Origin of the sequence: Vitiosangium sp. GDMCC 1.1324, assembly GCF_003044305.1 — a bacterium.
Taxonomy (GTDB): Bacteria; Myxococcota; Myxococcia; order Myxococcales; family Myxococcaceae; genus Archangium.
The window spans coordinates 310,724-336,245 of record NZ_PZOX01000002.1 but is presented as its reverse complement, the minus strand read 5'-3'; the positions used below and the strand labels follow the sequence as shown (position 1 = coordinate 336,245).

Below are 25,522 nucleotides of genomic sequence, written 5' to 3'. Positions count from 1 at the left end.
GCTTGCCCTCTGGACGCCCTGCCCACCCACTGCCGGTCTGCCCCCGCATGCTTTCGGACCCGAGAACGTATAAAACCGCTCCCGGCGAAAGTTCTCCCACCCTCAGATAAGCCGTAAAACCTGAAAGTGCGGCGCGGTGTAGACGAATGCATCGCGGGAATCAAGCAGCCAGCCGGCGGCGAGATGGGGGCCACCGGTGGGCACACACGCCGCGTGCTATGGAGCGCACATGAACCACTCGCAGAGTAAGGCCCTCTTCTCCCGAGCGCAGGAGCGCATCCCCGGAGGTGTGAACTCCCCGGTGCGCGCCTTCCGGGGCGTCGGCGGTGAGCCCGTCTTCTTCAAGGAAGGCTCGGGTGCGTGGCTGACGGACGTGGACGACAATCGGTACGTGGACCTGGTGGGGAGCTGGGGTCCGCTCATCCTCGGCCACGCGTACCCGCCCGTGGTGGCGGCCATCACCGAGGCGGCGCGCCGGGGCACCACCTTCGGAGCGCCCACGGACCTTGAGGTGCAGTTCGCCGAGCTCATCTGCGCCACGGTGCCGAGCGTGGAGAAGGTGCGGCTGGTCTGCAGCGGAACGGAGGCCACGGTGGCGGCCATCCGGCTGGCGCGTGGCTACACGGGCCGCGACTACATCCTCAAGTTCGAGGGCTGCTTCCACGGAGCGGGAGACCCCTTCCTGGTGAAGGCGGGCAGCGGCGTGGAGACGCTGGGGCTGCCGGACTCGCCGGGCGTGCCCAAGGAGGTGGCGGGCCTCACGCTGACGGCGCCGTACAACGACCTCGGAGCGGTGGAGCGGCTGTTCGCGCAGCGGGCCAAGGACATCGCCTGCGCCATCATCGAGCCGGTGGTGGGCAACATGGGCGTGCTCATCCCCGAGGAGGGCTACCTCCAGGGCCTCCAGGCGCTGTGCCGCGCGCACGGAGTGCTCCTCGTGCTGGACGAGGTGATGACGGGCTTCCGGCTGGCGCGGGGTGGCGCGCAGGAGGTGTACGGCCTGCGTCCGGACCTGAGCACCTTCGGCAAGGTGGTGGGCGGGGGCATGCCGCTGGCGGCCTACGGTGGGCGGCGCGACATCATGTCGAAGATTGCGCCCGAGGGCCCGGTGTACCAGTCGGGCACGCTGTCGGGGAATCCGGTGGCGGTGGCCGCGGGACTGGTGGCCCTCCAGGCGCTGCGCGCGCCGGGCGTGTACGAGCGGCTGGACTTCATTGGCCGGGAGATTGAAGCGGGCCTGCGCGCGGAGGCGAAGGAGGCCAACGTCCCGGTCACCATCAACCGCGTGGGCAGCATGTTCACCGTCTTCTTCACCGAGGGCCCGGTGTACGACTACCCGAGCGCGAAGAAGAGCGACACGGCGCGCTACGGCCGTTTCTTCCACCAGATGCTGGAGGAGGGCGTGTACCTGCCGCCGAGCCAGTTCGAGGCGGCGTTCCTGTCGCTGTCCATCAACGAGCCCGAGGTGACGCACATCCTCCGGGCGGCTCGCAAGGCGTTCCGCGCGCTTGGCCAGGGGGCCTGAGCAGGAGGGCACGAATCCGGGGCCCATCCCCTTCGGTCCCTACACCCTGGTGCGGCGCATCGGGTTCGGGGGAATGGGGGAGGTGTTCCTGGCGCGCGAGGATGCGCCGGGCCGCGCCTGCGTGGTGAAGAAGGTGCTGCCCGGGCTGGCGGGGAACGCGCAGTTCCTCGCCCGCTTCCGGGACGAGGCGCGGGTGGTGCGGCGCCTGTCCCATCCCAACATCGCCCGGGTGTGGGCCATGGGCGAGGTGGCCGGAGAGCTCTACCTGGCCATGGAGTACGTGGAGGGCAAGACGCTCAACCGGCTCGCGTGGAGGCTGCGCAACCGGGGGCACGTGCTGCCCGTGGGGCTGGCGCTGCTCATCGGCGAGCGGATGTGCCAGGGCCTCGCGTATGCGCACGACGCGACGGACGAGCAGGGCCAGCCGTTGCACCTGGTGCACCGGGACTTGTCGCCGGCCAACGTGTGCATCTCCTACGCGGGCGAGGTGAAAATCATCGACTTCGGCGCGGCGCAGTCCACGCTGAAGCAGGCGCAGACGGCGCCGAGCGTGGTGATGGGCAGCATCGCGTACATGGCGCCGGAGCATGCGCGCAAGAAGCACGTGGACCGGCGGGCGGACGTGTATGCGACGGGCGTGGTGCTCTGGGAGCTGCTCTCCTGGCAACCGCTGGCGCAGAAGGGAGACGTCGTCGAGCGCTGGAAGCGCGCGGCGTACCCGAAGTGGGAGCCGCCGGGTCGGTTCCGCACGGGCCTGCCGCCGGAGGTGGACGCGGTGGTGCTCGAGGCGCTGGCCACCGAGCCCGAGGAGCGCTTTCCGGATGCGGCGGCGCTCGGGGCGGCGCTCCGGGCCCTGCGGGAGAAGTACGCCCCTGGAGTGGGGGATGCGGAGCTGGCGCGGCTGATGGGCCAGATGTTCGCCAAGGAGAAGGCGGTGGAGGATGGCGTGCTCGCGGAGCTGCTGCGGGGCGAGACTTCGCTCCAGCGCCCCATCTCCGAGAAGGAACTGCCCACCTTCGCGCCGCCCACCGCGCTGGCTTTCGAGCACCGGGCGCTCGATGCGCCCGCGGGCTTCGTGCCTTCCGCGGAGGTGCTGCTGGTGTCCGAGGAGGCTAAGCCGGAGCCGCCGGTCTCTCCCAGGACACTGCCCCCGCCCGTGGTCTCGCGCGAGGTGCGGGTGGCCTTCGACGTGGACATCACCAGCGAGGTCGTGGTGGCGCAACCGGGCGCGGAGTCCGCACTGGTGCGGGCCATCGAGGGGGGTGACGCGGGCGCGCCTGCTCCGGTTCACGGACTATCTCGGAAGGGGTGGCTTGCCGCCGGGCTGTTCCTCCTCGCGCTCGTGGTGGGCTTCCTGCTGGTGTGGCTGTTGGGGTGAAGGGGGCGACCGTGGTGTATGCATTTGGGCCTCCTCCAATTGAATGAGTCGCGAGTAGACCCAGAGTCAGGGCGAGGCAGCCCCGGTGCCCCTCACTCATTCCGGAACCACTCCGCTGGGATGCCCAGTGCCGCCAGAATCCGCTCGGGCGAGCGCTCGCCCTTGATTTCGCTGACAACCGGGAAAGGGGGAAACTCATCAGGCGGCTGCGCGAACTGTCCAGTGCACTCTCCTCCCCGCAGCACACTGACATAGAACGTGTCCAAACTCGGCGAAGCAATCACTCCATACACGCGCGCTCGAGGAAAATGTTCCGATACAGTCAGGTCAGCGTAACCTATGTCTCTTGTTCCGCTGGCAATCAGGAGCCCTTTCGGGGTGTCCTCGAGGCGATAGCTCCCTGGGGCAAGTGGCTCGCCATCATCCTTCTCCAGCACGCGATTTGCCTCATGCGCCCGGACTCCTTCCACCAAGGCAACTTTGCGCAGAGGCTTCCTCGGGGGCGAGTCCGAAGACTCCTCGCTGCCTGGCAGCGGACAGCCGAGAGACTCCGCCAGGGCTTCCGGATCCACCTCCTCGACATCGAGCGCACCCTTTCGCCACGACATGACGGTCCACGGGTCGTTGGCGCGCTCAATCGAGTACACGGGCTCATCACATTCGAGCGACAGGACCTCGGCGATTTGCATCTCGGCGCCGATGTCGATGGGGTTTGTCCCCACGAGGGCGTGGTAGCGGCCACTTCCCAGGCTCAGCTCGAAGGGCGGCCCTTCTTCGTCCTCCTCGCCTTTCTCTAGACCCAATGCAGCATAGGCACGGCTTTCCAGCCATGCAGGCTCGCCCGGAGCCAGAACTGCCCAGAGGGGCCACTGGCTCATGGCGCGCCTCCAGACAGCACCCCGGCCAGCTCACGTGCCGCGAGCAACGGCTTCGTTTCCTCCAGCATGTTGGCCCTTCTACCTGACGGAGCTGCGTCCCAGTGCGCTTTCCTGGAGAATTCGGAGCCGCCCGGCGCGTGGAGCTTGGTGGGGCCTACTCCACTCCCGCGTGGCGGGTGCCCAGGGCGAGACTACCCCGGCATACCTTATTAATTCCGGAACCACTCCGCGGGGATGCCCAACGCCGCGAGAATCCGCTCCGGCGAACTCTCTCCCTTGATGTCACTGACAGCTGGCACAAAAGAATCGTCACGTGGCGGCAGCGCAAAGTTGCCGATGCATTCTCCTCCGCGCAGGACGTTGACAAAGAATATATCCAGGCTCGGTGAGGCAACTACTCCATAGGCCGTCACATGTGGAAGTCGCTCTGAGAGCGTGATGTCAGCGAAGCCTATGTTGCCTGTTTCGCTGGAAATCCGGAGCCCCTGAGGGGTGTCCTCGAATCGGTAGTGTCCCGGAGGAAACGGGTCGCCGGCCTCCTCCAGCACGCGAGGTGCCTCTTGCGCCCTGACGCCTTCCACCAATGCGACTTTGCGCAGAGGTTTCTTGGCGGGCGAGTCCGAAGACTCCTCATGGCCTGGCAGCGGACAGCCGAGAGACTCCGCCAGTGATTCAGGGTCCACCTCCTCAACATCTAGCGCGCCGTTTCGCCACGACATGACGGTCCACGGGTCGTTGGCGCGCTCAATCGAGTACACGGGCTCATTACATTCGAGCGACAGGGCCTCAGCGATTTGCATCTCGGCGCCCACGTCGCTGGGGTCCGTCCCTACGATGGCATGGTAACGGTCACTGCCCGGGATGACCTCGAAGGGCGGCTCTTTTCCAAGCTCCTCATCCAAATCCGTCATCACGATGGCCCTGGCACGGCTCTCCAGCCGGGCGGGATCGCCTGGGGTCAGGACCGCCCAGAGAGGCCACCGGCTCATGGCGCACCTCCGGACAAGTCCTCCGGGAGCTTGAGCGCTGCGCGCAACTGCTTCGTCTGTTGCAGTATTTGAGCCTCCTCTACTTGAATGAGCTTTGTACCCGGCGAGTGTTTGAAGAGGAAGTCCAAAAGCTTGGCCCTGGTCGGTCCGCTCAAATTGTCTGTACTGACGAGAAACGGTTGTCCGTGAGGTGCCTTAGCCGCATCCGCGAGTTGGTTGAGCAGATGCTGGAGTTGCTTTACTAGCGCCGCCTGCTGCTCGTTGAGCTTGATGCCAGCCTCTTGGGTCAGCCAAGAGTCAAGCGCCCTGCGCCATCGGTTTTCGTTCCAGCCTTTGACTTCTACTCCATGTTGAAGTTTTGACCCCGTCATCGCCGTCAGTACGTTGTCGATGATGTGCCCTGCTTTCATTTTTACTTGCCGACCGGTTAGCCGGAAACCCGGGAAGAGCTTCTGCGCATTGCGTTCTGTCAGCATCTCCACCGCGATGCCTCGTAGTTGCTCGCGAGCCTGCAGTTGCACCTTTAGATTCCACGGTTCCGCCGCCGCGCGTCGGAACAGTCTCCAAGCCGTCTTCTCGTTTCTGGCCATGAAGTTGAGGTAGTCCATGGTCAGCCCTATCGAGCGCAGCCAGCCCAGGTCCACACGGCCCCTGCATGCTTTCCTCGCCAGCTCCGCCACTGCCTCGGCTTCCAATTCCGGGTGACTGACGAGCCACTCGGCCTCCTTCAGGAAGGCGAGCGGATCCGTCAGGCTCGGTGCTCCTGAGCGGTGCAGCAGTCCTGGTAGCGTCGGCTTCGCCGCACTGCGGGCGGAGGTGCGAAGCGATTCCACTGCGGCGAGGTAGGCATGGGCCCTGTCCGCCGGGAGGGCTGCCGCGCGCCTCGCCACGGCGTTGTAGGCGAGCGCCATCTCCTGGCTCTCCGCCGCCAGCAGCTTCAGCGCTTCCAGCGTCTTCTCGGCCTCCTGGGCCGCGAGCCCCGCGCCACGAATGCCACCGAGGGCCCGTGCAGCGGCCATCTCCCCTCGTATGGCGAAGAAGGCCTGCTTGAAGGCCTCGGCCCCGCCAGAGAGGGAAAACCGCAGTCCGTCCGGTGTCGCAACGGCCTTGCCCTCGGCGAGCATCCGCTCCAACGTCTTGGCCAGGGCCTGTATGGACTCCACGGACTCGCGCAATCCCGCCGAGGCCCGTGCGCCAGACTGGCTCAGCACCAGCCCTCCCCGGAGCGCCAGCTCGCGCCAGATGCCCGAGGTGGCGAGCTTGTAGATGTCCCTGCCGGCCAGTGCCACCATGGCCAAATCATGCACCGCGAGGAAGGCCCGTCCCTCTGTCGTCCGCGACAACTCGTCGCGGTAGGTGTCCACCACCGCCAGAGTCGTCACCCATGCCATGCGGCCGAAGAACTGACGTACCGCCGTCCGCTGCGCCGCGGCGACGGTGCCACCTTCCGCGGCGGTGGCCGGCACGCCTGTCAGCAGCGGAGCCCGCGTCAATGCCGACACCGCTTGGTAGAACATGTGCATCTCGCCGATGCGGCCCATCGCCGCCCAGACAAGCGCTTCGTCCGGCAGCGAGGAGTGCAGGGCCAGCTCCATGGCTGTCATGAGCTGGGTGCTCGGCTGTGGCCCGTGGACTTCCACCCGCACCCACTCGAGCGGGTGAAAGGCGCGGCTACGTTTGTCCGGTTCCGTCGAGGAGAGGTATCGGGCCTGGAAGCTGTGCTTCACCGGCTCGAAGTACAGGGCCATGCGCTGGGAGGCCCCTGCTGCCTCCCGTGGCAGCGCGGGCTCTGCTTCCAGGCTCACTCCCTTCTTCACGTCCCACGCCTCCGTCGCCACCCGCTTCGAGGGCACCAGCCCGGAGGACACGTTCAACAGGTATGTCGTCTCGCCTTCGCGTCCCAGGTCGAAGGTGGGCAGGTCGTCGAGCGAGCGGAGCACGAGCGGAAACGAGGCCAGCGCCTTCTGGGTGAAGGCCTGCCCCAGCAGCACCTTGTGCGACGCATTGCTGCCGAGCAGCTTTTCCAGCACTCCGCCCGAGGTGAGCTTGCGCTCCAGGGTGGGAAACTCCTCGGCGGGCATGGACAGCACCACCCGCCCGAGCAGTTGGACAGCGTTCTCCTCCAGTCCGTCGGATGTGAGCGCTGCGCTCTCGAGGACGGTGTCGAAGACGCCCAGGCGCTCGTCCCGGGTGAGCAGGGAGAGCACGTCGTAGTCCAGCCCGAGGAGGGGCTCGGGCGCCTCCGGTGTGGCCGTGGCCAGGGCTGTCGTGAGAATCGCCCGCCGCAGGGCCGACAGCTCGCCCGTGCCGCTTCCCATTCCCAGCCGCCATTCGTCCGGGCGGATGAAGAGCGTCCCGGGGTAGTACCAGTAGAAGTCACCCTCCGGGTGCTCAAGCGGCTCGGGGGCCCCTGCAGCAAGGCGGAAGTCGGCGCTGTAACCACGCCAGCGTCCATCCTCCCCGGGAATGATGACGCGCGGGCCGCTTCGGGGAAGGTTGCGCAGCCGGAGCTCGGCGCGCTCGAGGGAGCGCTCCTCGAGGAGCAGCTTCTGGAGTTGCACCTGGACGCTGGAGCCTTCCGGGAAATAGAAGCGCCCCACCACGTCTCCAGGTGAGAGGATGGGTGAGTCATCCGTGACGGTGTAGCTCGTCTTCCAGCGCCGGGAGCGCAGGGCGATGGCCTTCTGCAGGGGCTCGGAGGCCTCGCCCAGGAAGTGCCAGTCCTGGGCGAGCGTGTCCCCGAGGGACCCGTGTGGCTTCGCGTCCCGCCAGGGCGCCAGTGTCTGGAGGTAGCTGTCGAAGTAGCTCTGGCCGGAGCCGTCTGGAATCTCCGAGCGCTGAGACCAGCGCAGGCCGCGCTCCACGAGCGCTTCGGCCCCTGGCCTGTCCAGGGACTCCGCCGAGAGCTGGGCGCGGCTCCACGTGTCATCCGTTTTCAGTCGTTCGTCCAGGGCGCCGCGCACCTGGGCGAGGAGCTCGGGTCGCAAGGCCGGTGGATGGCGCACGCGCACACACTGGTGTGGCTCCCCTTCCGCGTTGGGGGGCGCCGGGCGGGGCTCGAAGTCGAAGGTGCCCACCGCGGACGCATCCCCGAAGAGCCGCGAGGCGAGCTCCTCCCGAGAGGCGTACCCGGGAACCCAGAGCAACTCCGGACGCTCCGGGTCCACCTGGACGGGGAGCGGGGCCTGCTGGGGCGCGAGGAAGGCCAGCACGCTGTCCTCCTCGTCCTCGGGTGTGCCCTCCCGCTCGGGCTCCGACGGCTCATCCTCCAGCCACTCTGGCGGGATGTTGTCCTCCATGGGGGGGAGGCGCCAGGCACGCACCAGGGCGGGTTTGCCTTTGTGCTCCCAATCCCATTCGTAGGTGAGGGTGAGCAGCCCTCCGGCGCCAGCTCCCGCCGGGACGGCTACCTCCACCTCCTCCCGCCCTGGCTCACGGCTGACCACCCGGGGCAAGGCTTCGGACGGGTAGTCCTCGAGAGGATCCACCCTCAGCCGCCGGTCTTCGCCCCAGCCCAGCGCGCCCGCGGCGATGACGTCATCGCCTGCCTTCACCACCAGGCGGCCCGGGTCCACCACCCTCAGGGAGAGCACTCCCTCCTGCCAGTCTTCCGGGCGGGGGCTGAGTGCTTCCTTTCGCGGATGCGCTTTCACCGAGAGCGTCACACCCTCTCTCCTCAACTCGCCGCCGGCCGCACTCATGCTGGCCACAAGGTAGCTCGTCACCAGGAGGGCCTGGATGCTCTTCGCACAGGTGGCTTCACGCATGTTCCCTCCCCTGTGCTCCTTCGGCTACCTCCCTGGTCTCCGCCACACACGCCGCCCCCCGGCTCGGCCAACCTCGCCGTCGCGCTGGCCATGCCACTCCTCGTGTCACCGCGCCCGTCCCCACCTCAGAACCGCGGTGCTTTTTCTCCATGTGTCGTGCCTTTCCCCCGATTGGAAACGACCCTGAAGGATAGGCCACGAACAACTCAACCTGGGCCCCAACGACGTGGTGGGTGTGACGCAGGAGATTCGCGAGCGGTGCTTTCGCTACCGGGCATGGACGGCAGACATTCGTGGTAGCATCCCACCGCGAAGGTGGGCCCACCCCTCCCACGTCCGGAGTGGGGTCCGCCTGGATGCAGGAGCCCCTTCGCGCACGAGCGCCAGAGCATGAGGCCGCCCTCGTACAAATTGCCGTCCCCAGGTGCCAGGGTGGGGCCGTTCCGCGTCGAGGGGCTGCTGGGGCGGGGCGGCTACGGCACCGTCTACCGGGCGCGCTGGCGGAGACGTGACTACGCCCTCAAGTTCATCCGCCCCGAGTCCCCGGACTGGAAGGCGTGGGCCGAGCGGGAGCTCGCCATCCACCTGCGCATGCACCTGCACCACCCCAATCTGGTGCGCTTCCACTCGTGCGGCCGATGGCCGGACACCGCCGAGGGAATGGTGTACTTCGCCACGGAGTATGTGCCCGGTCAGCCGGTGGACAGGTGGGGCGAGGCCTCGCGCACCGCACGGGAGGTGGCCGGACTGCTGCTGGGGATTTCCCGGGCGCTGGAGGTGGCGCACGCGGCGGGGGTGCTGCACCGGGACGTGAAGGAAGACAACATCCTGGTGAGGCAGGCGGACGGGAGGCCGGTGCTGGTGGACTTCGGCGTGGGCACCTACCCGGAGGCCCCGCGCATCACCCGGCTGCCCCTGCCACCGGGCTCGTGGATGTACCGCACTCCCGAGGCGGTGCGCTTCTGGCAGGACCACCTGGGCGAACCCGGCTCTCCGCGCTACCGCTTCTCGGCCACCGACGACCTGTACCCGCTGGGCGTCATCTCCTACCGGCTGCTGACGGGCCGCACGCCGTACTCGCCGGAGGAGGACAGATTGATGCGGGAGCTCTTCACCGTGGTGCCGGCCGCTCCGGACGTGCTCAACCCGAGGGTGCCCCGGGTGCTCTCGGAGGTGTGCATGCGCCTGCTGGCGAAGACGCCGGAGGCGCGCTTCCGGGAAGCGAAGGCATTGAGCGCCGCGCTCGAGGAGGCCCTGCGGGGCGCGGACGCGGCGTGGGAGGTGCCCCTGCGGGAGGGCGGCGAGGAGACGGAGGCGGGTGGCACGTGGGCGCGGTGGCGGCAGGCGTGGCGGGAGATGGACTGGACAGGGAAGCGGGCCCGGGTGGGGCTCGCGGTGGTGGGCCTGGGAGCGCTTGTGGCGGCGGGAGTGGGGCTGCTCGCGGCGGAGAGGACGCCACCCGCCGAGGTGCTGGTGCGAGGGCTGGTGGAGCCCGTCCCGGTGGAGCGGGAGGTCTGGGAGGTGCCCACGTGGGCCGAGCCCGGCCAGGAAGTGGCGTCCCCGTGGAAGCCGCCAGAAGGTGGGGAGGGCGCTGAGTCCCCAGGGGTCGCAACCCCCGTCCCCGTCGCCAGCGCGACGCCCAGCAAGGGAGAAACCCGCATGAAGAAGAAGGTCCCCGGTACACAGGCGGAGAAGGAGAGAAGGGAAACGGCTCCACCGGGGCCCATGCGCTGCTCGCCGTGGCCGCCGCCGCCAACATGGCCTGTCCCGGTGCCCAGGTCCGCAAGGAGCCCGCGCCCCAGGCGTGCCCGGCTGGTGCCGTCGAGACCATGAGCCGGCTCGGCCTCCCCGTTGGGGATGTGGGTGGAAGAGCTGTCCTGCCCGGTTGGAAGACACAAAGATCTGTCCCCGTGAAGGAAGGACCCTTCTCGGTTGAGCTGCCAGTCGACTGGGCTGTGGATACCGATGCGTTCGGCCGTGGCGGGCGAACGGTGCTGCCGCACGGCACCCGTCTCTCCGGGCAGCTCTGCTTCGGAGACAAGCGCGTCTACGGCCGCATCATCCAGGCTGTCACCCCCAACGGGGACACATTCACCGTCTGCATGGAGCTATTTGAACATCAGCTCGAGCGTGGCCTGGATATCCGGTCCGACGGTGGAGAGGTCAGGGTCACCCCCTCGCCGGATGTGATGACAGTCGATCGCTTCGAGTAGGGGCACCCGGGCTCCAGGTGGGGCGAAGGACCCTGGGCCCGCGCATGACCGGGCAGGAAGGTGTGGTAGAGGCGACGTTCGCGGTCTCTTCCCCGCCCCGGAGGTTTCTACCCCGTGTTCGCCTCTCCGATGATCGTCCTGCTGGGACTGACCGTGCTCGCCGCACCTGCCGATGCCACCGAGCGGGCGCCGCTCCCCACTTGCGAGGTGGGCACGCGCTACATCGAGCTGACGGCGGATGCCCCCGGCAAGGCATATGAGGTGTGCATGCGCCCGGAGCTCAGCATCAGCTTCTTCTTCGATGCGAAGGTGGCTCGCGTGGAATTGCCAGGACGCCAGCGGTTCCGGGTGCTGGAGGGGGAGGCGGGCTTCGGGCTGCTTCCCGTGGGGGAGTTCCGCGATGGCGAGCGCGTGCCGGTGACGGTCTACTTCGAGGACGGTGCGGCACCGGTGAGCGCCACCTTCCTGCTGGTGGTGCACCCGTCGCGGGCCGAGAGGCAGGTGATGGTGTCCCGTCAGACACGCACGCTGGCCTCCTACCGGCAGGGAGAGCAGCAAGCGCGTGCCGAGGCCCAGCAGTGCCGGGAGGAGAACGCGCGTCTCCAATCCGAGTGCAGCGGCCAGGGTGGGCTCACGGGCCTCATCGCCCACGAGTGGATGGGTGACAAGGGCATCGTTGCCCAGGTGATTACCGGCAACGTCACCTTGCGTCCAGGACACGTCCTCGACAAGCGCAAGGTCACCAGCTATCGGGCCGTCGGACCTGAAGGGCGGGGACGGGTGGCCGTGCAGGTGGAGCTGTTCAACCTGGGAACGGTGGCGTGGACGCCGGCGGGGGCGGCGCTGGTGGGTGCCAGGCACGAGGAACTGGCGGGGCTGATGGTGTGGCCCCTGGAGCCCATCGCACCGGGAAGGTCCGGGAGCATCACCGTGGAGCTGGAGGCAATGAAGAGCGAGGCCCGGGGCACCTTCACGCTCAAGCTGTGGGGAGCGGAGAGCGGAGCCGGGGGCGTGGTGCTCGATGGAGTGACGTTCCCGTAGGGAGGTTTCTTGGCTGGCGCAGCGGTTGCGAGGGAGCGAGCACTCTGTCCATGCACTCGGTCCTCGACAGCCTGGGAGTGATGTGAAAGGAGAGCAGGGGCTTGGCCCCTTCCCCTCTCCATGCGCTCCCTTTGAGGGGGTGCTCGGTGCGCCACACCGAGAATCCTGACATGACCACCAGTACGTTCCCCCAGAAGCTCATGGCGTCGAGCCTCAGCCTGCTCCTTGTTTCCTGTAGTGCTACCCGGCCTATGGTTGTGGCCCAGGGCCCCACCGGCCCGCACGACTTGGCCAAGTACGCGCTTCTCATCCAGGAGATGCCGGACGGGCAAGTGACGCACGACTGGAAGCCGCTCAAGGACATCGACCTGACGAAGTTCCAATACGCCCTGCGCGCGATGAGTTCGAACCAAGGCATCGTGCGCGTCTCCGAGACGGGACTGGAGGCGTACTGTGAAGGCCGGCGAAAGCAGTGCGAGCAGGACTGCCTCGCGAGCCGCAGGCCATTCAGGGTCGGCCACTTGGTATATGATGACGTCAAGACAACGCCGTGGCGTGAAGCCAAGTGGCGGTGGTGTTCGACGAGTTGCCTGGAGCAGGCCGTCACGTGCAATAAGGGAAGGGGCAGTTGGGCCGAAGAATATGCTGCGGAGTTCAATGCAATAGAGCCCGCAGTTGATTGGATCAAGTCTCACCGCGAGGAGATTCTCGCGGGCACTGTTATTGTCATCGCTGGAGTCGCCTTCGTTGCCGCGGTCGCCGCCTCGGGCGGAGGTTCTCTCCTCCTGATGCCGCTCGTGTTTGTCGCGGAACTCTCCCCGGGGTTACCCGCCGCCCCTTCCATCGCGGAGGCAATCCGGTGAGCATCTATGAACCCCTTGCAATCGCAGCACAATTTGCTTGGTCGCGGTGGAAAGCAGCGCGATCCGAAGGTAGAGAAGAACAGCGGCTCTGGATTCGGGTTAACGAGTACAGGGATTTCATCAGCGTGACAGGCCAAGCCTACCTGTTTGAAGACTACCTCAAGGGAGTCGTTCCCGCGCCACGCCCCTACGTGAGCACCGCCCTCGATGCACGTCAGGACTCGCTCTCGCGAAGGGTCATGGAGCTTCTCCTGAAGGCTTTCGACGAGACACCTGAGCCTGAGCAAAAGCAGCTCGTGGGCGTTCTCGTCAGCCAGGTCAACTTCATCGCAGACACCGGACAACTCGATGCTTGCGAGGACTACATCGAAAACCGCCTCGAGTATGCTCCGATCGCCATTGCTCATTTCACGACGAGAGAGGAGGCGGAGGCTTGGCTGAAAGGCCGCGCAGAGCCACCCAGCCCGGCGGATATACTCATTGGTGATGAGTATTACGAGATGGTGTATTGGCGTGATAGCAACGCTCGCTACATGCGCCGCAGCTACCTGATAGAGCCCTACCTCGAAGGAGAGCTCGCTGCGGAGGGAATACCTCCCACGGCGCCATCCTTCAAGACCCGCGCGGAAGCGGAGGTATGGCTGGAAAGCCACCCGGCCTCTCCCTTTACCTTCGTATCCATCGCCGGGGAGCACTACTTCGCTGTGCACCACAAGAGGCTGAAGCGCCACACGCTTCACCATGTGGCTTCCACCCTGACGGAGTGGGAAGAAATAAAGAAGAAGGCCGCCGAGCGTGAGGCAGCCCGGGATGTTGCGGAAGAGGATGATGGGGAGGAAGAGTAGCCTCCCGGTTCACGATGATGCGGAGTGAGGTTCGCGGCGCCCGCGTGCGCATGTCACAGCCGTGGAAGCTGACGGTGTGGTCCCTGAAGCCCATCCCACCGGGGGAGTCCATGAGCATCACCGTGGAGTTGGAGGCGACGAAGAGCGAGGCCCGGGGGGCGTGGTGCTCGATGGAGTGACGTTCCCGTAGGGAGGCCTCCCGGTTGGCGCAGCGGGTGCGAGGGAGAGAGTACTTCATCCATGCAGTCGAGCCTCAGCGGGTATGAGGGCGCCGGTATTGGTGATGTCCGGGCGCAAGAGCCTCACGAGCGCTGAAAGACGCTTGGGATCCCCCAACGTTCCCTCCTTCACAATGTCGGCGAGACTGACGGTGTTGAGGAAGACGCGGTTGGCGGGATGCTGCACGCGCCCAGGGCTCCTTGGAGTCCGGCTTACGTCCAGGGAGCGCGGAGGAGGGCGGCTCCGTCTGGGCGCCGAGGGCCGCCACGAGCACCAGGAGAAAACCCGCCAGTCCCAAGGTGCTCCTCGTCCTGCTTCCACGCTCCTTCATGTCGAACATGCTCCCCCCGGTGCTCGCCCGCCTGGCGCAATGCCAGGGCCCACCACCTGGCTGTAAAGCGCGTTGACAGTACGCGCGGCGCCCGTGGAGCCCCTCGTGACTCTCCAGGTCGTTCCGTTCCGGAGAGCGTCTCGGGTAATGTCTCACGTATTCGAGGGCGGCTTCTGGCGTTGGCCCCTCGTGTCCTCTCAAACAAACCCGTCGTGATTCCACCTCGACACAGATTGGGGGCTGGCCGTGCCGTATGTATTTAGAGGAAAGGTTCCAGGTGACACCTTCCTGGTGGGAGAGCTGGCCTATACAGTGCAACGCGTCCTGTGCAGGCCGATGCCGGAGGAGCCCGCGCCCGTCGAGACGCTGCTGCTCGCTCAATGCCTCGAGGGCGGTCATGCCGGAGCGCTCTGCCTCGTGCGTTGTCTGGAAGGCCCTCCGGATGCTCCTCTACGGCAGCGGGCCTGGGATGGGGCGAGCCTCGCCGTGCGCATGCGCCATCCCCACGTCGGAGGGGTCTGGCTGGTGCATTCGGACGAGGACGTCCTCCTCGTCGTGTCGGAGTACGTCCCGGGCTTCGACCTGCAATCCGTGCTCTCGTTCGCCGCCATCGTGCGGCAGCCACCGTCGCCCGCCTTCGCTTGTTTCGTCGGGGCCGCGGTGGCGGATGCGCTGGATTACATCCACCACCTCCAGAACGAGAAGGGCCAGTGGCTCGGTATCGTCCACCGCGGCGTCCATCCGGAGAACATCCGCCTGGGCCTGGGCGGTGAGGTGAAGCTGACAGGCTTCGATGTGACGTTTTCCCGCGTGGTGGGCCGGCGGCTGACGACGACCAATCTCGTCCGGGGTGAGCTGGCCTATGCCGCTCCGGAGTATGTGAGGGATTGCCAGCTCGACTTCCGGAGCGACTTCTTCTCCCTGGGCATGGTGCTGCTGGAATTGCTGACGGGGCGCTACCCGTTCGACGTGCCCGCTGCGGTCATGAGAGCTCGTGGCGACCTTCGGGCCGAGCGGAGCTCGTGGCTGCCGCTCGAGGAGTTGGTCGGGCATCTCAAGGGCTTTGGTCCGGAAGCGGTGGGGCGGGCGGCGCGAGGGGTCTCGGACACTCTGGTGGCCATTCTGGGACGTGCCCTCCAGCTCGACCCGGGCGGGCGCTACCAGCGGGGCGCATGGATGCGGGATGACCTGCGCGACTGGCTCCACGGCCAGCCGGTGCACTACGGCCCGGAGGAAGCGGTGGCGGAGATGCGTGCCCTGCGCGACCGGAGTCAACACTACGCGCCGCTCGTCAGCACCGTGGAACCGGGGGCCCTGCCGGGAGCGGAGGAGGCCTCATGAGCGAGGGCCAGGTGCTACGGGAGCTGCGCGCCAGCTTGGGAGGACTCGCTCGTGACGCCCGGAGGCGCGCGGGACTCACCCAGGCGGACGTGGCCGAGCTCGTCGGAATCCAGACAGAGGTGTATGGGCGGCTCGAGCGCGGACTGTTGTCTCCCAGTGTTCCCACGCTCCGCCGGCTCTGTCTGGCGTTGGGTCTCTCCTCGGATTCCGTCCTGGGCCTCGCCGAGCCGAAGCCCTCCGTTCCTCACGGGCCGCGCGAGCCCCCTCCGCTGCGCCGGCTCCTCCGCACCCTGCGAAGGCTTCCGCCCGAGCAGCTCAGGACCGTGGCGCAGGTCGCCCACGCGTTCTCCCGGAGCAACCAGCGGTTCGCGGCGCGGCCGCCCTCGCGCTCCTCTCTCTCCAGGTGAGAGGTGCTCGAGCCCCGGTGGCTCCGTGAAGTGGTTCAGGTCTTCTTCTCCGCCGCGCAAGGAGAAACACTCACCTCGAGCTGGAGCGGTTGCTGGACCAGCTCCCGCCGCCGCTCCCGCCGCCTGGGAGGGGGCAGGATGTTGCGTAGTCATATTTCTTAATTCATACTAGGTAATGATTCGGGCTCAAACGCTTTCGGGTCCAACACTCTAGGCTCAAACAGCTGACCTGGAGTCATTTCAGACAGTGGCCCCGGGGGGGCTGTCGCAAGACAGGACACCCTCGAGTGCATCGCGAATCCGACGGAAATCAGCGGGTTGGACGAGCCGGGTGTAAAGCCGGAGTACATTCCGGGACGTCTCGCATGTGACATCCATGCTCCAACGACAAAACGGGGAAGGGGCATGAAGGCAGGGATTTCAATGCTTTTCAGCTTGGCCTGAATCCTGCTCCATGGCTCGGCGTCCCACGGCACCTCGCCGTTGGCCGGACAGGAAGGTATCCCCCCGTGATGCGTACGCGTTTCCTTGCAGCTGCTCTGCTCGCGCTTCCCCTCGCCGCGTGCGAGGTCGACAACTCCCAACTCCCCGAAGGGGCCCAGAAGATCGACACCGCCGAGTCGTTCGGCGACATCCAGGCGGCGCTCGCGGCGCTGCCCTCCGCCCAGGTCGCGGGCTCGGAGAAGGATCTTCCCTTCATGATCACCGGCAACCTCGGCACCGCCAGCTCCGTGCAGGGGCTCGCGGCCGGGCGTGATGGCCTGAGCCAGGCGCTGCCGGGCATCGCCGCCGTATTCCGCCTGCAGGCCAGCGACCTCGTGGCCAAGCGCTCGCGCGTGGACGAGCAGGGCGTCACCCACATCCGCTACGCCCAGACGAAGAACGGCCTGCCGGTGGTGAACGAGGAGCTCATCGTTCACGTGGCGTCCAACGGCACCATCACCGCCGCCAACGGCACGGCGCGCGATGGTGAGCTTGCCCCCGCCAAGGCGACCATCTCCGCCGAGGCCGCCGTGGTCGCCGCGCTGGACGGCACCACGGGCCGCCACCTCGCCTCCGAGGGGTCGCGTCTGGTGTACATCCGCTCCTCTCAGGACAGCAAGCTGAAGCTGGCCTACGAGGTGACGGTGACGGGCGAGGGTGAGGGTCTTCCCATCCGCGACCTGGTCTACGTGAGCGCGCAGAACGGCTCGCTGCTGGAGCGCAACTCGAAGATCCACACCGCGCTCAACCGCAAGGTGTACAGCGCCAACAACGGCACCACCACCCCGGGCACGCTCAAGCGCTCCGAGGGCGGCGCCGCCACGGGCGACAACCACGTCGACACGAACTACCTCAAGCTGGGTGGCACGTACGACTGCTACAAGAACAACTTCGGCCGCGACTCGCTGGACAACGCGGGCGCCACGCTCATCAGCACGGTGCACTACAGCACCAACTACGTGAACGCCTACTGGGACGGCACCCAGATGGTGTACGGCGATGGCGACGGCGTGAACTCCACCCAGCTCGGTCTGTCCGCCGACGTGACCACGCACGAGCTCACCCACGCCGTGACCGAGAAGGAGTCCAACCTCACCTACTCGGGTGAGTCCGGCGGCCTCAACGAGGCGATGAGCGACATCTTCGGCGCCTACTGCGAGAGCTACGCCTCGGGCACCTGGGCCACCACCAACGCGGTGTTCATGGTCGGCGACGACATCTGGACCCCGGCCACCCCTGGTGACGCGCTCCGCTACATGTACGACCCCGCCAAGGACGGCGCCTCGCTCGACTTCTGGACGAGCAGCGCTGGCAGCAAGGACGTGCACTACAGCTCGGGCATCGCCAACCTGGCCTTCACGCTGCTCTCCAAGGGCGGCACGCACCCGCGCAGCAAGTCGACCGTGAGCGTGACGGGCATCGGCGTGCAGAAGGCCGGCGCCATCTTCTACAAGGCCAACGTGGACCTGATGACGCCCAGCACCACCTTCGCCCAGGCGAAGACCTACACCGAGAGCGCCGCCACGACGCTCTACGGCGCTGGCTCGGCGGAGCTGGCCGCGGTGACGGCGGCCTGGCAGGCGGTCGGCGTGGGCGTGCCCATCGTCGCCACCGCGCTGACCAACGGCGTGGCCAAGACGGGCCTGTCCGGCTCCACGGGTTCTGCGGCGTACTACTACCTGGACGTGCCGGCCAGCAAGGCGTCCACGTTCGCCATCAGCGGCGGCACGGGTGACGCGGACCTGTACGTGAAGGCGGGCGCGGTGCCGACCTCGTCCTCGTACGACTGCCGTCCCTACGTGTCCGGCAACACCGAGTCGTGCAGCATCGCCGCCAAGACCGCGGCCACCCGTATCTACGTGATGCTGAACGCCTACAGCACCTACTCCGGCGTCTCGCTCAAGGGCACGTACTAGTCCCGAGCACGTTGAAGACAGGTTGAGCTGAACGGACCCCTGGGAGGCTTCTGCCTCCCGGGGGTCTCGTCTTTCAGGGCCACCGCATCGCGTAGGACGCCGGGGCAGTTCCCCACGGACCCCCGACCTGCGCTATGTGAGGGGGTATGGCGATTGAGACCGAGATGGGAGCCACGCTCCCCTTCGACCGCTTCTGGGACTGGGTCCTGGACCACACCAACTGCATCCTCAGCGTCGGCACGGAGGAGACCTGGCTCTACGATGCCGAGGCGCTCCACTGGGTCCTCTTCGCGGAGGAGAACGGCACGCCCGTGGTGCAGCTCATCCTGGGCAAGCGGCTGGTGGGAGAGATGGTGCTCGACACCACGGATCTGCTTCAGGTGCAGGTGACGCCGGACCCGGACAACGTGGAGCGCGGCTACTTCCTCTTCAAGGTGCTCGGGGGCCTCAAGTCGGCGCCCCGCGTGCGCTACACCTTCCAGCTCGCCCATGGGCTGGAGAACCTGCCCACCACCACGCACGTGGCGGGGCTCAAGCACTGAGCGTGCGGGGGAGGCTCGGAGCCACCGGGCCTCCCGCGTGGAACGGGGCGCTCAGGCCTTCTTCGAGGGCTTGTTGATGTCCGCGAAGAAGTCGTTGCCCTTGTCATCCACGACGATGAAGGCCGGGAAGTCCACCACGTCGATCTTCCAGATGGCCTCCATGCCCAGCTCGGGGTACTCGAGCACTTCCACCTTCTTGATGCAGTCCTTGGCGAGCCGGGCCGCCGGGCCGCCGATGGAGCCCAGGTAGAAGCCGCCGTGCTTCTTGCAGGCCTCGGTGACGGCCGGCGAGCGGTTGCCCTTGGCCAGCATCACGTAGCTGCCGCCCTGCGCCTGGAACTGGTCCACGTACGCGTCCATGCGGCCCGCCGTCGTCGGACCGAACGAGCCCGAGGCGTACCCCTCGGGCGTCTTCGCCGGGCCCGCGTAGTAGACCATGTAGTCCTTCATGTACTGCGGCATGCCCTCGCCGCGGTCCAGACGCTCCTTGAGCTTGGCGTGGGCGATGTCGCGCGCCACCACCATGGGGCCCGTGAGCGACAGGCGCGTCTTGATGGGGTAGCGCGACAGCTCGGCGCGGATGTCCGCCATGGGGCGGTTCAGGTCGATCTTCACCACCTCGCCGGACAGCGCCGAGTCCTGCGTTTCCGGCAGGTACTTCGCCGGGTCGGTCTCGAGCTGCTCCAGGAAGACGCCGTCCTTCGTGATTTTTCCGAGCGCCTGGCGGTCCGCCGAGCAGGACACGGCGATGGCCACCGGGCACGAGGCGCCGTGGCGGGGCAGGCGGATGACGCGCACGTCATGGCAGAAGTACTTGCCGCCGAACTGGGCGCCGATGCCGGTGCGCTGGGTGAGCTTGAGCACCTCCTGCTCCAGCCCCACGTCGCGGAAGCCCCGGCCGAGCGAGTTGCCCTCGGTGGGCAGCGTGTCCAGGTAGCGGGCCGAGGCGTACTTGGCCACCTTCAGCGCGTACTCGGCGGAGGTGCCACCCACCACGATGGCCAGGTGGTACGGCGGGCAGGCCGCGGTGCCCAGCGAGCGGATTTTGGACTCGAGGAAGCTCAGGAGGCTCTGCGGGTTGAGCACCGCCTTCGTCTCCTGGAAGAGGTAGCTCTTGTTGGCCGAGCCGCCTCCCTTGGCCATGAAGAGGAACTTGTAGGCGTCGCCGTCGGTCGCGTAGAGCTCGATCTGCGCCGGGAGGTTGTTGTTGGTGTTGACCTCTTTGTACATGTCGAGCGGCGCCATCTGCGAATAGCGCAGGTTGGCGGTGCGGTACGTGTCGAACACGCCGCGCGAGATGGCCGCCTCGTCTCCGCCGCCCGTAATCACATACTGGCCCTTCTTGCCCATCACGATGGCGGTGCCGGTGTCCTGGCAGGAGGGCAGCACGCCGCCCGCGGCGATGTTGGCGTTCTTGAGCAGCTCCAGCGCCACGAAGCGGTCGTTGGCCGAGGCCTCGGGGTCCTCGAGGATTCGGGCGAGCTGGCCCAGGTGGCCGGGCCGCAGCAGGTGCGAGATGTCCCGCATGGCCTCGCGGGTCAGGAGCGTGAGCGCCTCGGGAGCGACCTGGAGGAAGGTCTTCCCGTTGGCCTCGAAGGTGGAGACGTAATCCTTCGTGAGCAGCCGGTAGGGCGTCTCGTCCTTGCCGAGCGGCAGCATGTCCTGGAACTGGAAGTCGTTCATCGTGGCCTTCTCCAACGGTGGGCTGGACCTGGACGGGGGAGTCTGGGTCTCCAGTCCCCGATTGTCAGCAGGGAGCTTCCCCTCGGGGGAGCTTCCCGGAAACACGCCGACAACCTGACCTCATGCGAGCAACGAGCGATTGTGGAGGGAGCCGCCCGGATGCCCTGGGAGCGGCCGGGGGTGGTGCGCTGGACAGCGTCCGCGGTGGTGCCATCGTGTCGCGGCCATGAGCACCCCCGCCGTTCCCTGCACTGCCATCTACCTCGACGCCGAGGACACGCTGGTGTCCGGTACCGCCGGCGCGCCCCTCCCCCGCGAGCGGCTGGTGGCCCGGGTGCGCGAGCTCGCTCGGAAGGGGGCGGGCCTGTACCTGTGGAGCCGCCACGGCGCCGAGCAGGCCCGACGAGTCGCGGCGGAGCTGGGGCTCGAGGACTGCTTCCAGGCCTTCCTGCCCAAGCCCCAGGTGCTCATCGACACCGAGGCGCTGGAGGACTGGAGCATCTCCGAAATCCACTCGGCCGCGTTCAACTCCGTGCGGCTGGAGGACATCCTGCGCACCCCGCGCAAGTGAGCCACGGGCCGAAGCCTGGGACACGGGGGGCCGATCTACTCCCAGTGGAATGATCAGGTTCCTCTTGATTGTCTGGGTTTTCGACTTCAGGCTGTAAGGCATGGAGCCCACCAGCCACATCACCTTCGATGACTCGTTGTGGCCGCTGCTCGTCGTGAGGTTCTCGGGCACGCCGACGAATCAGCAGTTCGAGGAGTACCTCTCGAAGCGGGGGGCCTACCTGGAGCGGAAGCAGAAGCACACGCTCATCTACGACACGGTGAGCTTCCGGGTGCTGACGAACGAGCAGCGCCAGCGGCAGATCAACTGGCTCAAGGAGCGCGCGGGGCCCATGAAGGAGTTCTCGCTCGGCAGCGCCCTCATCATCACCTCGCCCGTCGTGCGGCTGACGCTGAGCATCGTCCTCCAGTTCTCCCAGGCTCACATGCCGTACCATGCCGCCCGTTCCCTGCCCGAGGCCGCGAGCTGGTGTGCGGAGCGCCTGGCGAGCGCGGGATTCGCGCTGGATGCCCAGCGTGTCCGGACGCACTTCGGGCTGTTCGCGAAGCGAGTCACGGGCTGAGCCGCCCCCGAAGCGGGCTTCCCGGGCATGGGCTCAGTGCACGGTGGGCCGTTCGCCCAGACGGCGGAGGAACTCCCGCTCATCCACGGTCTCGATGCCGAGTGCCCGGGCCTTGTCGTACTTGGTTGCGCCCGGGTCCTTCCCGACGACCACGAAGGAGGTGCTCTTCGACACGCTGGAGGTGACGCGGGCCCCGGCGGCCTCGGCCGCGTGCGTGGCCTCCTCACGGCTCATCGACTCCAGCTCGCCCGTGATGACCACGGTCCTTCCGGACAGGCGGCCTCTGGTGGTGGGCCGTCGCGCCGGGGCTTCCTCCCGGAGCTGCACGCCCGCGCGCCTCAGCTTCTCGATGAGCCGCACGTTCTCCGGCTGCTGGAGCCAGGTGTGGAGGCTCTGCGCGATGCGCGGCCCGACCCCCTGCACCCCCTGGAGCTCGTCGAGCGAGGCCTGACGCAGCGCATCCATCGATGGGAAGGCCTGGGTCAGCAGCCGGGCGGCGAACGGCCCCACGTGCCGGATGTTGAGGCCCACGAGCAGCCGCCAGAGGGGCCGGTGCCGTGCGGCCTCGATGGCGGACAGCAGGTTGTGGACGGACTTCTCCCCGAAGTTGGGGAGCTGCCCGAGCTCCTCCGCGGTGAGGAAGAAGACGTCCGCCGGGTCCTTCACCTGGCCCCGCTCCAGCAGTTGGGTGCCGGTGATGTACCCGAGATGCTCGATGTCCATCGCGCCGCGCGAGGCGAAGTGGAAGAGCCACTCGATGGCCTGGGAGGGGCAGCCCACCCGGTTCGGACAGCGCCAGTCGGCCTCTCCCTCCTCGCGCACGAGCTTCGTGCCGCACGAGGGACACTTCTTCGGGAAGCGCCAGGGGCGCGTGTCCGGCGGGCGCTTGGAGAGCACGGGGCCCACCACCTCGGGGATGACGTCGCCGGCGCGCCGGACGATGACGGTGTCTCCCTCGCGCACGTCCCGTCGGTGCACCTCCTCCTCGTTGTGAAGGGTGGCGTACGTCACCGTGGCGCCGCTGACCCGCACCGGCTCCAGCACGGCGAAGGGCGTCACCCTGCCCGTGCGGCCCGTGTTCACCGCGATGTCCTTCACCCGGGTGGTCCGCTCCTCCGGTGGGAACTTGAAGGCGATGGCCCAGCGCGGCGCCCTGCTCGTCTCCCCGAGCTCCCGTTGCAACTCGAGCGCGTCTACCTTCACCACCACGCCGTCGATTTCATAGTCCACGTCGTGGCGGTGCTCCTGCCAGTGCGCGCAGAAGGACTGCGCTTGTTTCAGCGTACGCACCTGCTTCACCGCCGGATTCACCGGCAGCTCCAGGCGCTTGAGGTAGTCGAGTGACTCGGAGTGTCTCGAGAACGTGACGCCCTCGGCGAATCCCAGCCCGTAGCACCACAGCCGCAGCGGCCTCGAGGCCGTCACCGCCGGATTCTTCTGCCGGAGGCTCCCCGCCGCGGCGTTGCGCGGGTTGGCGAAGGGCCGCTCACCGCGCTGCGTCAGCTCCTGGTTGAGGCGCTCGAAGGCCTTCACGGGCAGATAGATTTCACCCCGGACCTCGAGCACGCGGGGAAGCTCCTTGCCGCGCAGACGCATGGGCACCGAGCGCAGCGTGCGGACGTTGGCGGTGATGTCCTCGCCCACCTGTCCATCTCCCCGGGTCGCCGCCTGCACCAGGACGCCGTTCTCGTAGGTGATGGAGACGGCCAGGCCGTCGATCTTCAGCTCGCAGACGCATTCCGGCGAGCTCCTGACGCGCCGCTCCACGCGCGAGGCCCAGGCGGCGAGCTCCTCGGCGGAGAAGGCATTGTCCAGTGAGAGCATCGGCACCTGGTGGGGGACCGGGGCGAACAGCACGCTCGGTCTGCCGCCCACACGCTGGGTGGGGCTGTCCGGGATGACGAGCTCGGGGAACTCCGTCTCCAGTCCGCGCAGCTCACGGACCAGCGCGTCATACTCGGCGTCCGTCACCTCGGGGCTGTCGAGCACGTAGTAGCGGTAGTCATGGGTGTTGATGAGATCGCGCAACTCCTCGACCCGGCGCTGGGCCACCTCGCGCCGCCGCTCGTCGCCCCGCAGGGGGTGTGTCTCCGTGGGAAGCCCAGGTTGCATGTGCCTACCCGACCTTCCCTCAAGCTAAGGCCGTGGCCTCGCGCCAGGCACCTGCCGCTCGCCTGCCTGCCCGCTGGGCGGCAACGGAGCGGCAATCGAAAAGGGTGCATCCGGAATGGCCCTGGTAGCATCCGCCGCCATGACCCGACCCCTTTCGAAGTTCCTCCCGGCCCTGGCCGTCTCGGCGGGACTGGTCGCTCCCGCCGCGCTCGCCTGTACCAGCATGCTGGTCTCCAAGGGCGCCACCTCCGACGGCTCCACCCTCATCACCTACGCCGCGGACTCACACGAGCTGTACGGCGAGCTGTACTACACCCCCGCCCGCCGCAACCCGCCCGGCGCCCAGCGCGACATCATCGAGTGGGACACGGGCAAGTTCCTCGGCCGCATCAAGGAAGCCCCCATCACGTACTCGGTGGTGGGCAACATGAACGAGCACCAGCTCTCCATCAGCGAGTCCACCTTCACCGGACGCAAGGAGTTGGAGGGCCCCGCCGGCATCGTCGACTACGGCTCGCTCATCTACATCGCCCTGGAGCGCGCGAAGACCGCTCGCGAGGCCATCAAGGTCATGACCGACCTGGTCACCGAGTATGGCTATGCCTCCACCGGCGAGTCCTTCTCCATCGCCGACCCCAAGGAGGCGTGGATCCTCGAGATGATCGGCAAGGGGACGGGGCAGAAGGGCGCGGTGTGGGTGGCCCGCAAGCTGCCCGATGGGTACATCTCCGCGCACGCCAACCAGTCGCGCATCCGCCAGTTCCCGCTCAACGACGCGGAGAACGCCCTCTACGCCAAGGACGTCATCTCCTTCGCGCGTGAGAAGGGCTGGTTTACCGGGGCGGACAAGGACTTCAGCTTCGCCGACACCTACCACCCGCTCGACTTCGAGGGCATGCGCTTCGCCGAGGGCCGCGTGTGGAGCATCTTCCGCCGCGCGGCACCGTCGCTCGGGCTCGGCGTGGAGTACGCGGATGGCTCTTCTCCCAACAAGCGCCTGCCCCTGTGGGTAAAGCCAGACAAGAAGCTGGCCGTGCAGGACGTGATGGGGCTGATGCGCGACCACTTCGAGGGCACGCCGCTGGACATGTCCAAGGACGTGGGCGCCGGGCCCTATGCCGTGCCCTACCGCTGGCGCCCGATGACCTGGGAGGTGGATGGCAAGAAGTACGTCCACGAGCGCGCCATCTCCACGCAGCAGACGGGCTTCTCCTTCGTGGCGCAGATGCGCTCCGGGATGCCGGACCCCATCGGCGGGCTGCTCTGGTTCGGCGTGGATGACACGTTCACCACCGTCTACACGCCCATGTACGCGGGCATCCGTCACGCGCCGAAGAACTTCGCCCAGGGCGTGGCCAGCCGCGGCCAGTTCTCCTGGGACTCGTCCTTCTGGGTGTTCAACTGGGTGTCCAACCAGGCGTACTCGCGCTGGAGCGACATGATCGTCGACGTCCAGAAGACGCAGGGCGAGCTGGAAGGCCAGTTCCTCGCCGACCAGGCCGACATCGAGAAGGCCGCGCTCGAGCTGTACAAGAGCTCGCCCGAGCAGGCGCGCACCTACCTCACCGAGTACTCGGCGCAGCAGGGAGACAAGGTCCACGGCCGTTGGCGCAAGCTGGGCGAGCAGCTGCTCGTGAAGTACATCGACGGCAACGTGCGCGACGAGATGGGCAAGGTGAACCATCCCAAGTACCCGGACTCCTGGTACCGGCACATCGTCCAGGACAATGGTCCGCGCCTGGCCATGCCCGCCGAGCCGAAGCCCGCCGAGGCGAAGCCGGAGCCGAAGCCCGCCGAGGTGAAGCCGGCACAGAAGCCCGAGCAGAAGCCCACGGTCGCCCCGGCGCCGTGAGGCC

General features: G+C 67.4%; 20 protein-coding genes. 15 read left to right on the top strand and 5 right to left on the bottom strand.

The genetic code is table 11. The features are described from left to right. The first annotated feature begins 229 nt into the window (after positions 1-229). Positions 230-1,525: a glutamate-1-semialdehyde 2,1-aminomutase gene (gene hemL / locus DAT35_RS05850; RefSeq protein WP_108065898.1), complete on the top strand. Its 1,296-nt coding sequence runs from the start codon at positions 230-232 to the stop codon at positions 1,523-1,525. Beyond that, a complete protein-coding gene (locus tag DAT35_RS05845) occupies positions 1,509-2,903 on the top strand; it encodes a serine/threonine-protein kinase (RefSeq protein WP_233261320.1) in 1,395 nt (464 codons plus the stop codon). Before hemL ends, DAT35_RS05845 begins: the two co-directional genes overlap by 17 nt. 92 nt (positions 2,904-2,995) lie before the next feature. Here the strand turns inward: DAT35_RS05845 and DAT35_RS05840 are convergent, their stop codons facing one another. The 3 genes from DAT35_RS05840 to DAT35_RS05830 all read right to left on the bottom strand — a co-directional run bounded on the left by DAT35_RS05840 (position 2,996) and on the right by DAT35_RS05830 (position 8,537). Further along, the gene (locus tag DAT35_RS05840; protein WP_108065897.1) at positions 2,996-3,781 is read right to left on the bottom strand and encodes a hypothetical protein; all 786 of its coding nucleotides are present in this window, start codon (positions 3,779-3,781) and stop codon (positions 2,996-2,998) included. Between the two features lie 209 nt (positions 3,782-3,990). Then, a complete protein-coding gene (locus DAT35_RS05835) occupies positions 3,991-4,770 on the bottom strand; it encodes a hypothetical protein (RefSeq protein WP_108065896.1) in 780 nt (259 codons plus the stop codon). Continuing rightward, complete coding sequence (locus DAT35_RS05830) at positions 4,767-8,537, bottom strand: hypothetical protein (RefSeq protein WP_108065895.1); 3,771 nt, start codon at positions 8,535-8,537, stop codon at positions 4,767-4,769. The genes DAT35_RS05835 and DAT35_RS05830 overlap by 4 nt, the downstream gene beginning before the upstream one ends. 390 nt (positions 8,538-8,927) lie before the next feature. On the opposite strand from DAT35_RS05830, the gene DAT35_RS05825 reads away from it, so the two are divergent. From DAT35_RS05825 to DAT35_RS05785, 10 genes are all read left to right on the top strand, one after another. Next, positions 8,928-10,370, top strand: coding sequence for a serine/threonine-protein kinase (locus DAT35_RS05825; protein ID WP_108065894.1), 1,443 nt, complete (start codon positions 8,928-8,930; stop codon positions 10,368-10,370). A 77-nt stretch (positions 10,371-10,447) separates the two neighbouring features. Then, entirely contained in the window at positions 10,448-10,750 is a 303-nt protein-coding gene (locus DAT35_RS05820) for a hypothetical protein (RefSeq protein WP_108065893.1), read from the top strand. 114 nt (positions 10,751-10,864) lie between these two features. Continuing rightward, positions 10,865-11,791: a DUF2381 family protein gene (locus DAT35_RS05815; RefSeq protein WP_146209584.1), complete on the top strand. Its 927-nt coding sequence runs from the start codon at positions 10,865-10,867 to the stop codon at positions 11,789-11,791. Between the two features lie 170 nt (positions 11,792-11,961). Next, on the top strand, positions 11,962-12,654 hold the full coding sequence (locus tag DAT35_RS60515) for a hypothetical protein (RefSeq protein WP_233261319.1): 693 nt from the start codon (positions 11,962-11,964) through the stop codon (positions 12,652-12,654). Continuing rightward, positions 12,651-13,499, top strand: a complete 849-nt coding sequence (locus tag DAT35_RS60510) for a hypothetical protein (protein ID WP_233261318.1) — start codon at positions 12,651-12,653, stop codon at positions 13,497-13,499. The genes DAT35_RS60515 and DAT35_RS60510 overlap by 4 nt, the downstream gene beginning before the upstream one ends. Positions 13,500-13,513: 14 nt before the next feature. Further along, complete coding sequence (locus DAT35_RS58790) at positions 13,514-13,678, top strand: hypothetical protein (RefSeq protein WP_158501569.1); 165 nt, start codon at positions 13,514-13,516, stop codon at positions 13,676-13,678. Between the two features lie 617 nt (positions 13,679-14,295). After that, positions 14,296-15,390 carry a protein kinase gene (locus DAT35_RS05800; RefSeq protein WP_158501568.1) on the top strand — a complete coding sequence of 365 codons (1,095 nt, stop codon included), beginning with the start codon at positions 14,296-14,298 and terminating at the stop codon, positions 15,388-15,390. After that, positions 15,387-15,797 (top strand): helix-turn-helix transcriptional regulator, encoded by a 411-nt coding sequence (locus tag DAT35_RS05795; RefSeq protein WP_108065890.1) that lies wholly within the window; start codon positions 15,387-15,389, stop codon positions 15,795-15,797. Before DAT35_RS05800 ends, DAT35_RS05795 begins: the two co-directional genes overlap by 4 nt. A 509-nt stretch (positions 15,798-16,306) precedes the next feature. Beyond that, positions 16,307-18,196: a M4 family metallopeptidase gene (locus DAT35_RS05790; RefSeq protein ID WP_108065889.1), complete on the top strand. Its 1,890-nt coding sequence runs from the start codon at positions 16,307-16,309 to the stop codon at positions 18,194-18,196. A gap of 146 nt (positions 18,197-18,342) precedes the next feature. Beyond that, positions 18,343-18,738, top strand: a complete 396-nt coding sequence (locus tag DAT35_RS05785) for a hypothetical protein (RefSeq protein ID WP_108065888.1) — start codon at positions 18,343-18,345, stop codon at positions 18,736-18,738. A gap of 51 nt (positions 18,739-18,789) precedes the next feature. Here the strand turns inward: DAT35_RS05785 and DAT35_RS05780 are convergent, their stop codons facing one another. Further along, complete coding sequence (locus tag DAT35_RS05780) at positions 18,790-20,421, bottom strand: fumarate hydratase (protein WP_108066416.1); 1,632 nt, start codon at positions 20,419-20,421, stop codon at positions 18,790-18,792. A 226-nt stretch (positions 20,422-20,647) separates the two neighbouring features. Between DAT35_RS05780 and DAT35_RS59820 the strand changes: the two genes are divergently transcribed. Together DAT35_RS59820 and DAT35_RS05770 are read left to right on the top strand one after the other, a co-directional pair. Continuing rightward, positions 20,648-20,992 (top strand): hypothetical protein, encoded by a 345-nt coding sequence (locus tag DAT35_RS59820; protein ID WP_199242820.1) that lies wholly within the window; start codon positions 20,648-20,650, stop codon positions 20,990-20,992. A gap of 100 nt (positions 20,993-21,092) precedes the next feature. Next, complete coding sequence (locus DAT35_RS05770) at positions 21,093-21,554, top strand: hypothetical protein (protein ID WP_108065887.1); 462 nt, start codon at positions 21,093-21,095, stop codon at positions 21,552-21,554. 33 nt (positions 21,555-21,587) lie between these two features. On the opposite strand, the gene ligA is transcribed toward DAT35_RS05770, so the two are convergent. Continuing rightward, on the bottom strand, positions 21,588-23,666 hold the full coding sequence (gene ligA, locus DAT35_RS05765; RefSeq protein ID WP_108065886.1) for an NAD-dependent DNA ligase LigA: 2,079 nt from the start codon (positions 23,664-23,666) through the stop codon (positions 21,588-21,590). Positions 23,667-23,805: 139 nt separating this feature from the next. Here ligA and DAT35_RS05760 point away from each other — a divergent pair, with 139 nt between their 5' ends. Next, positions 23,806-25,518 carry a dipeptidase gene (locus DAT35_RS05760; RefSeq protein WP_108065885.1) on the top strand — a complete coding sequence of 571 codons (1,713 nt, stop codon included), beginning with the start codon at positions 23,806-23,808 and terminating at the stop codon, positions 25,516-25,518. The last annotated feature ends 4 nt before the right edge of the window (positions 25,519-25,522 follow it).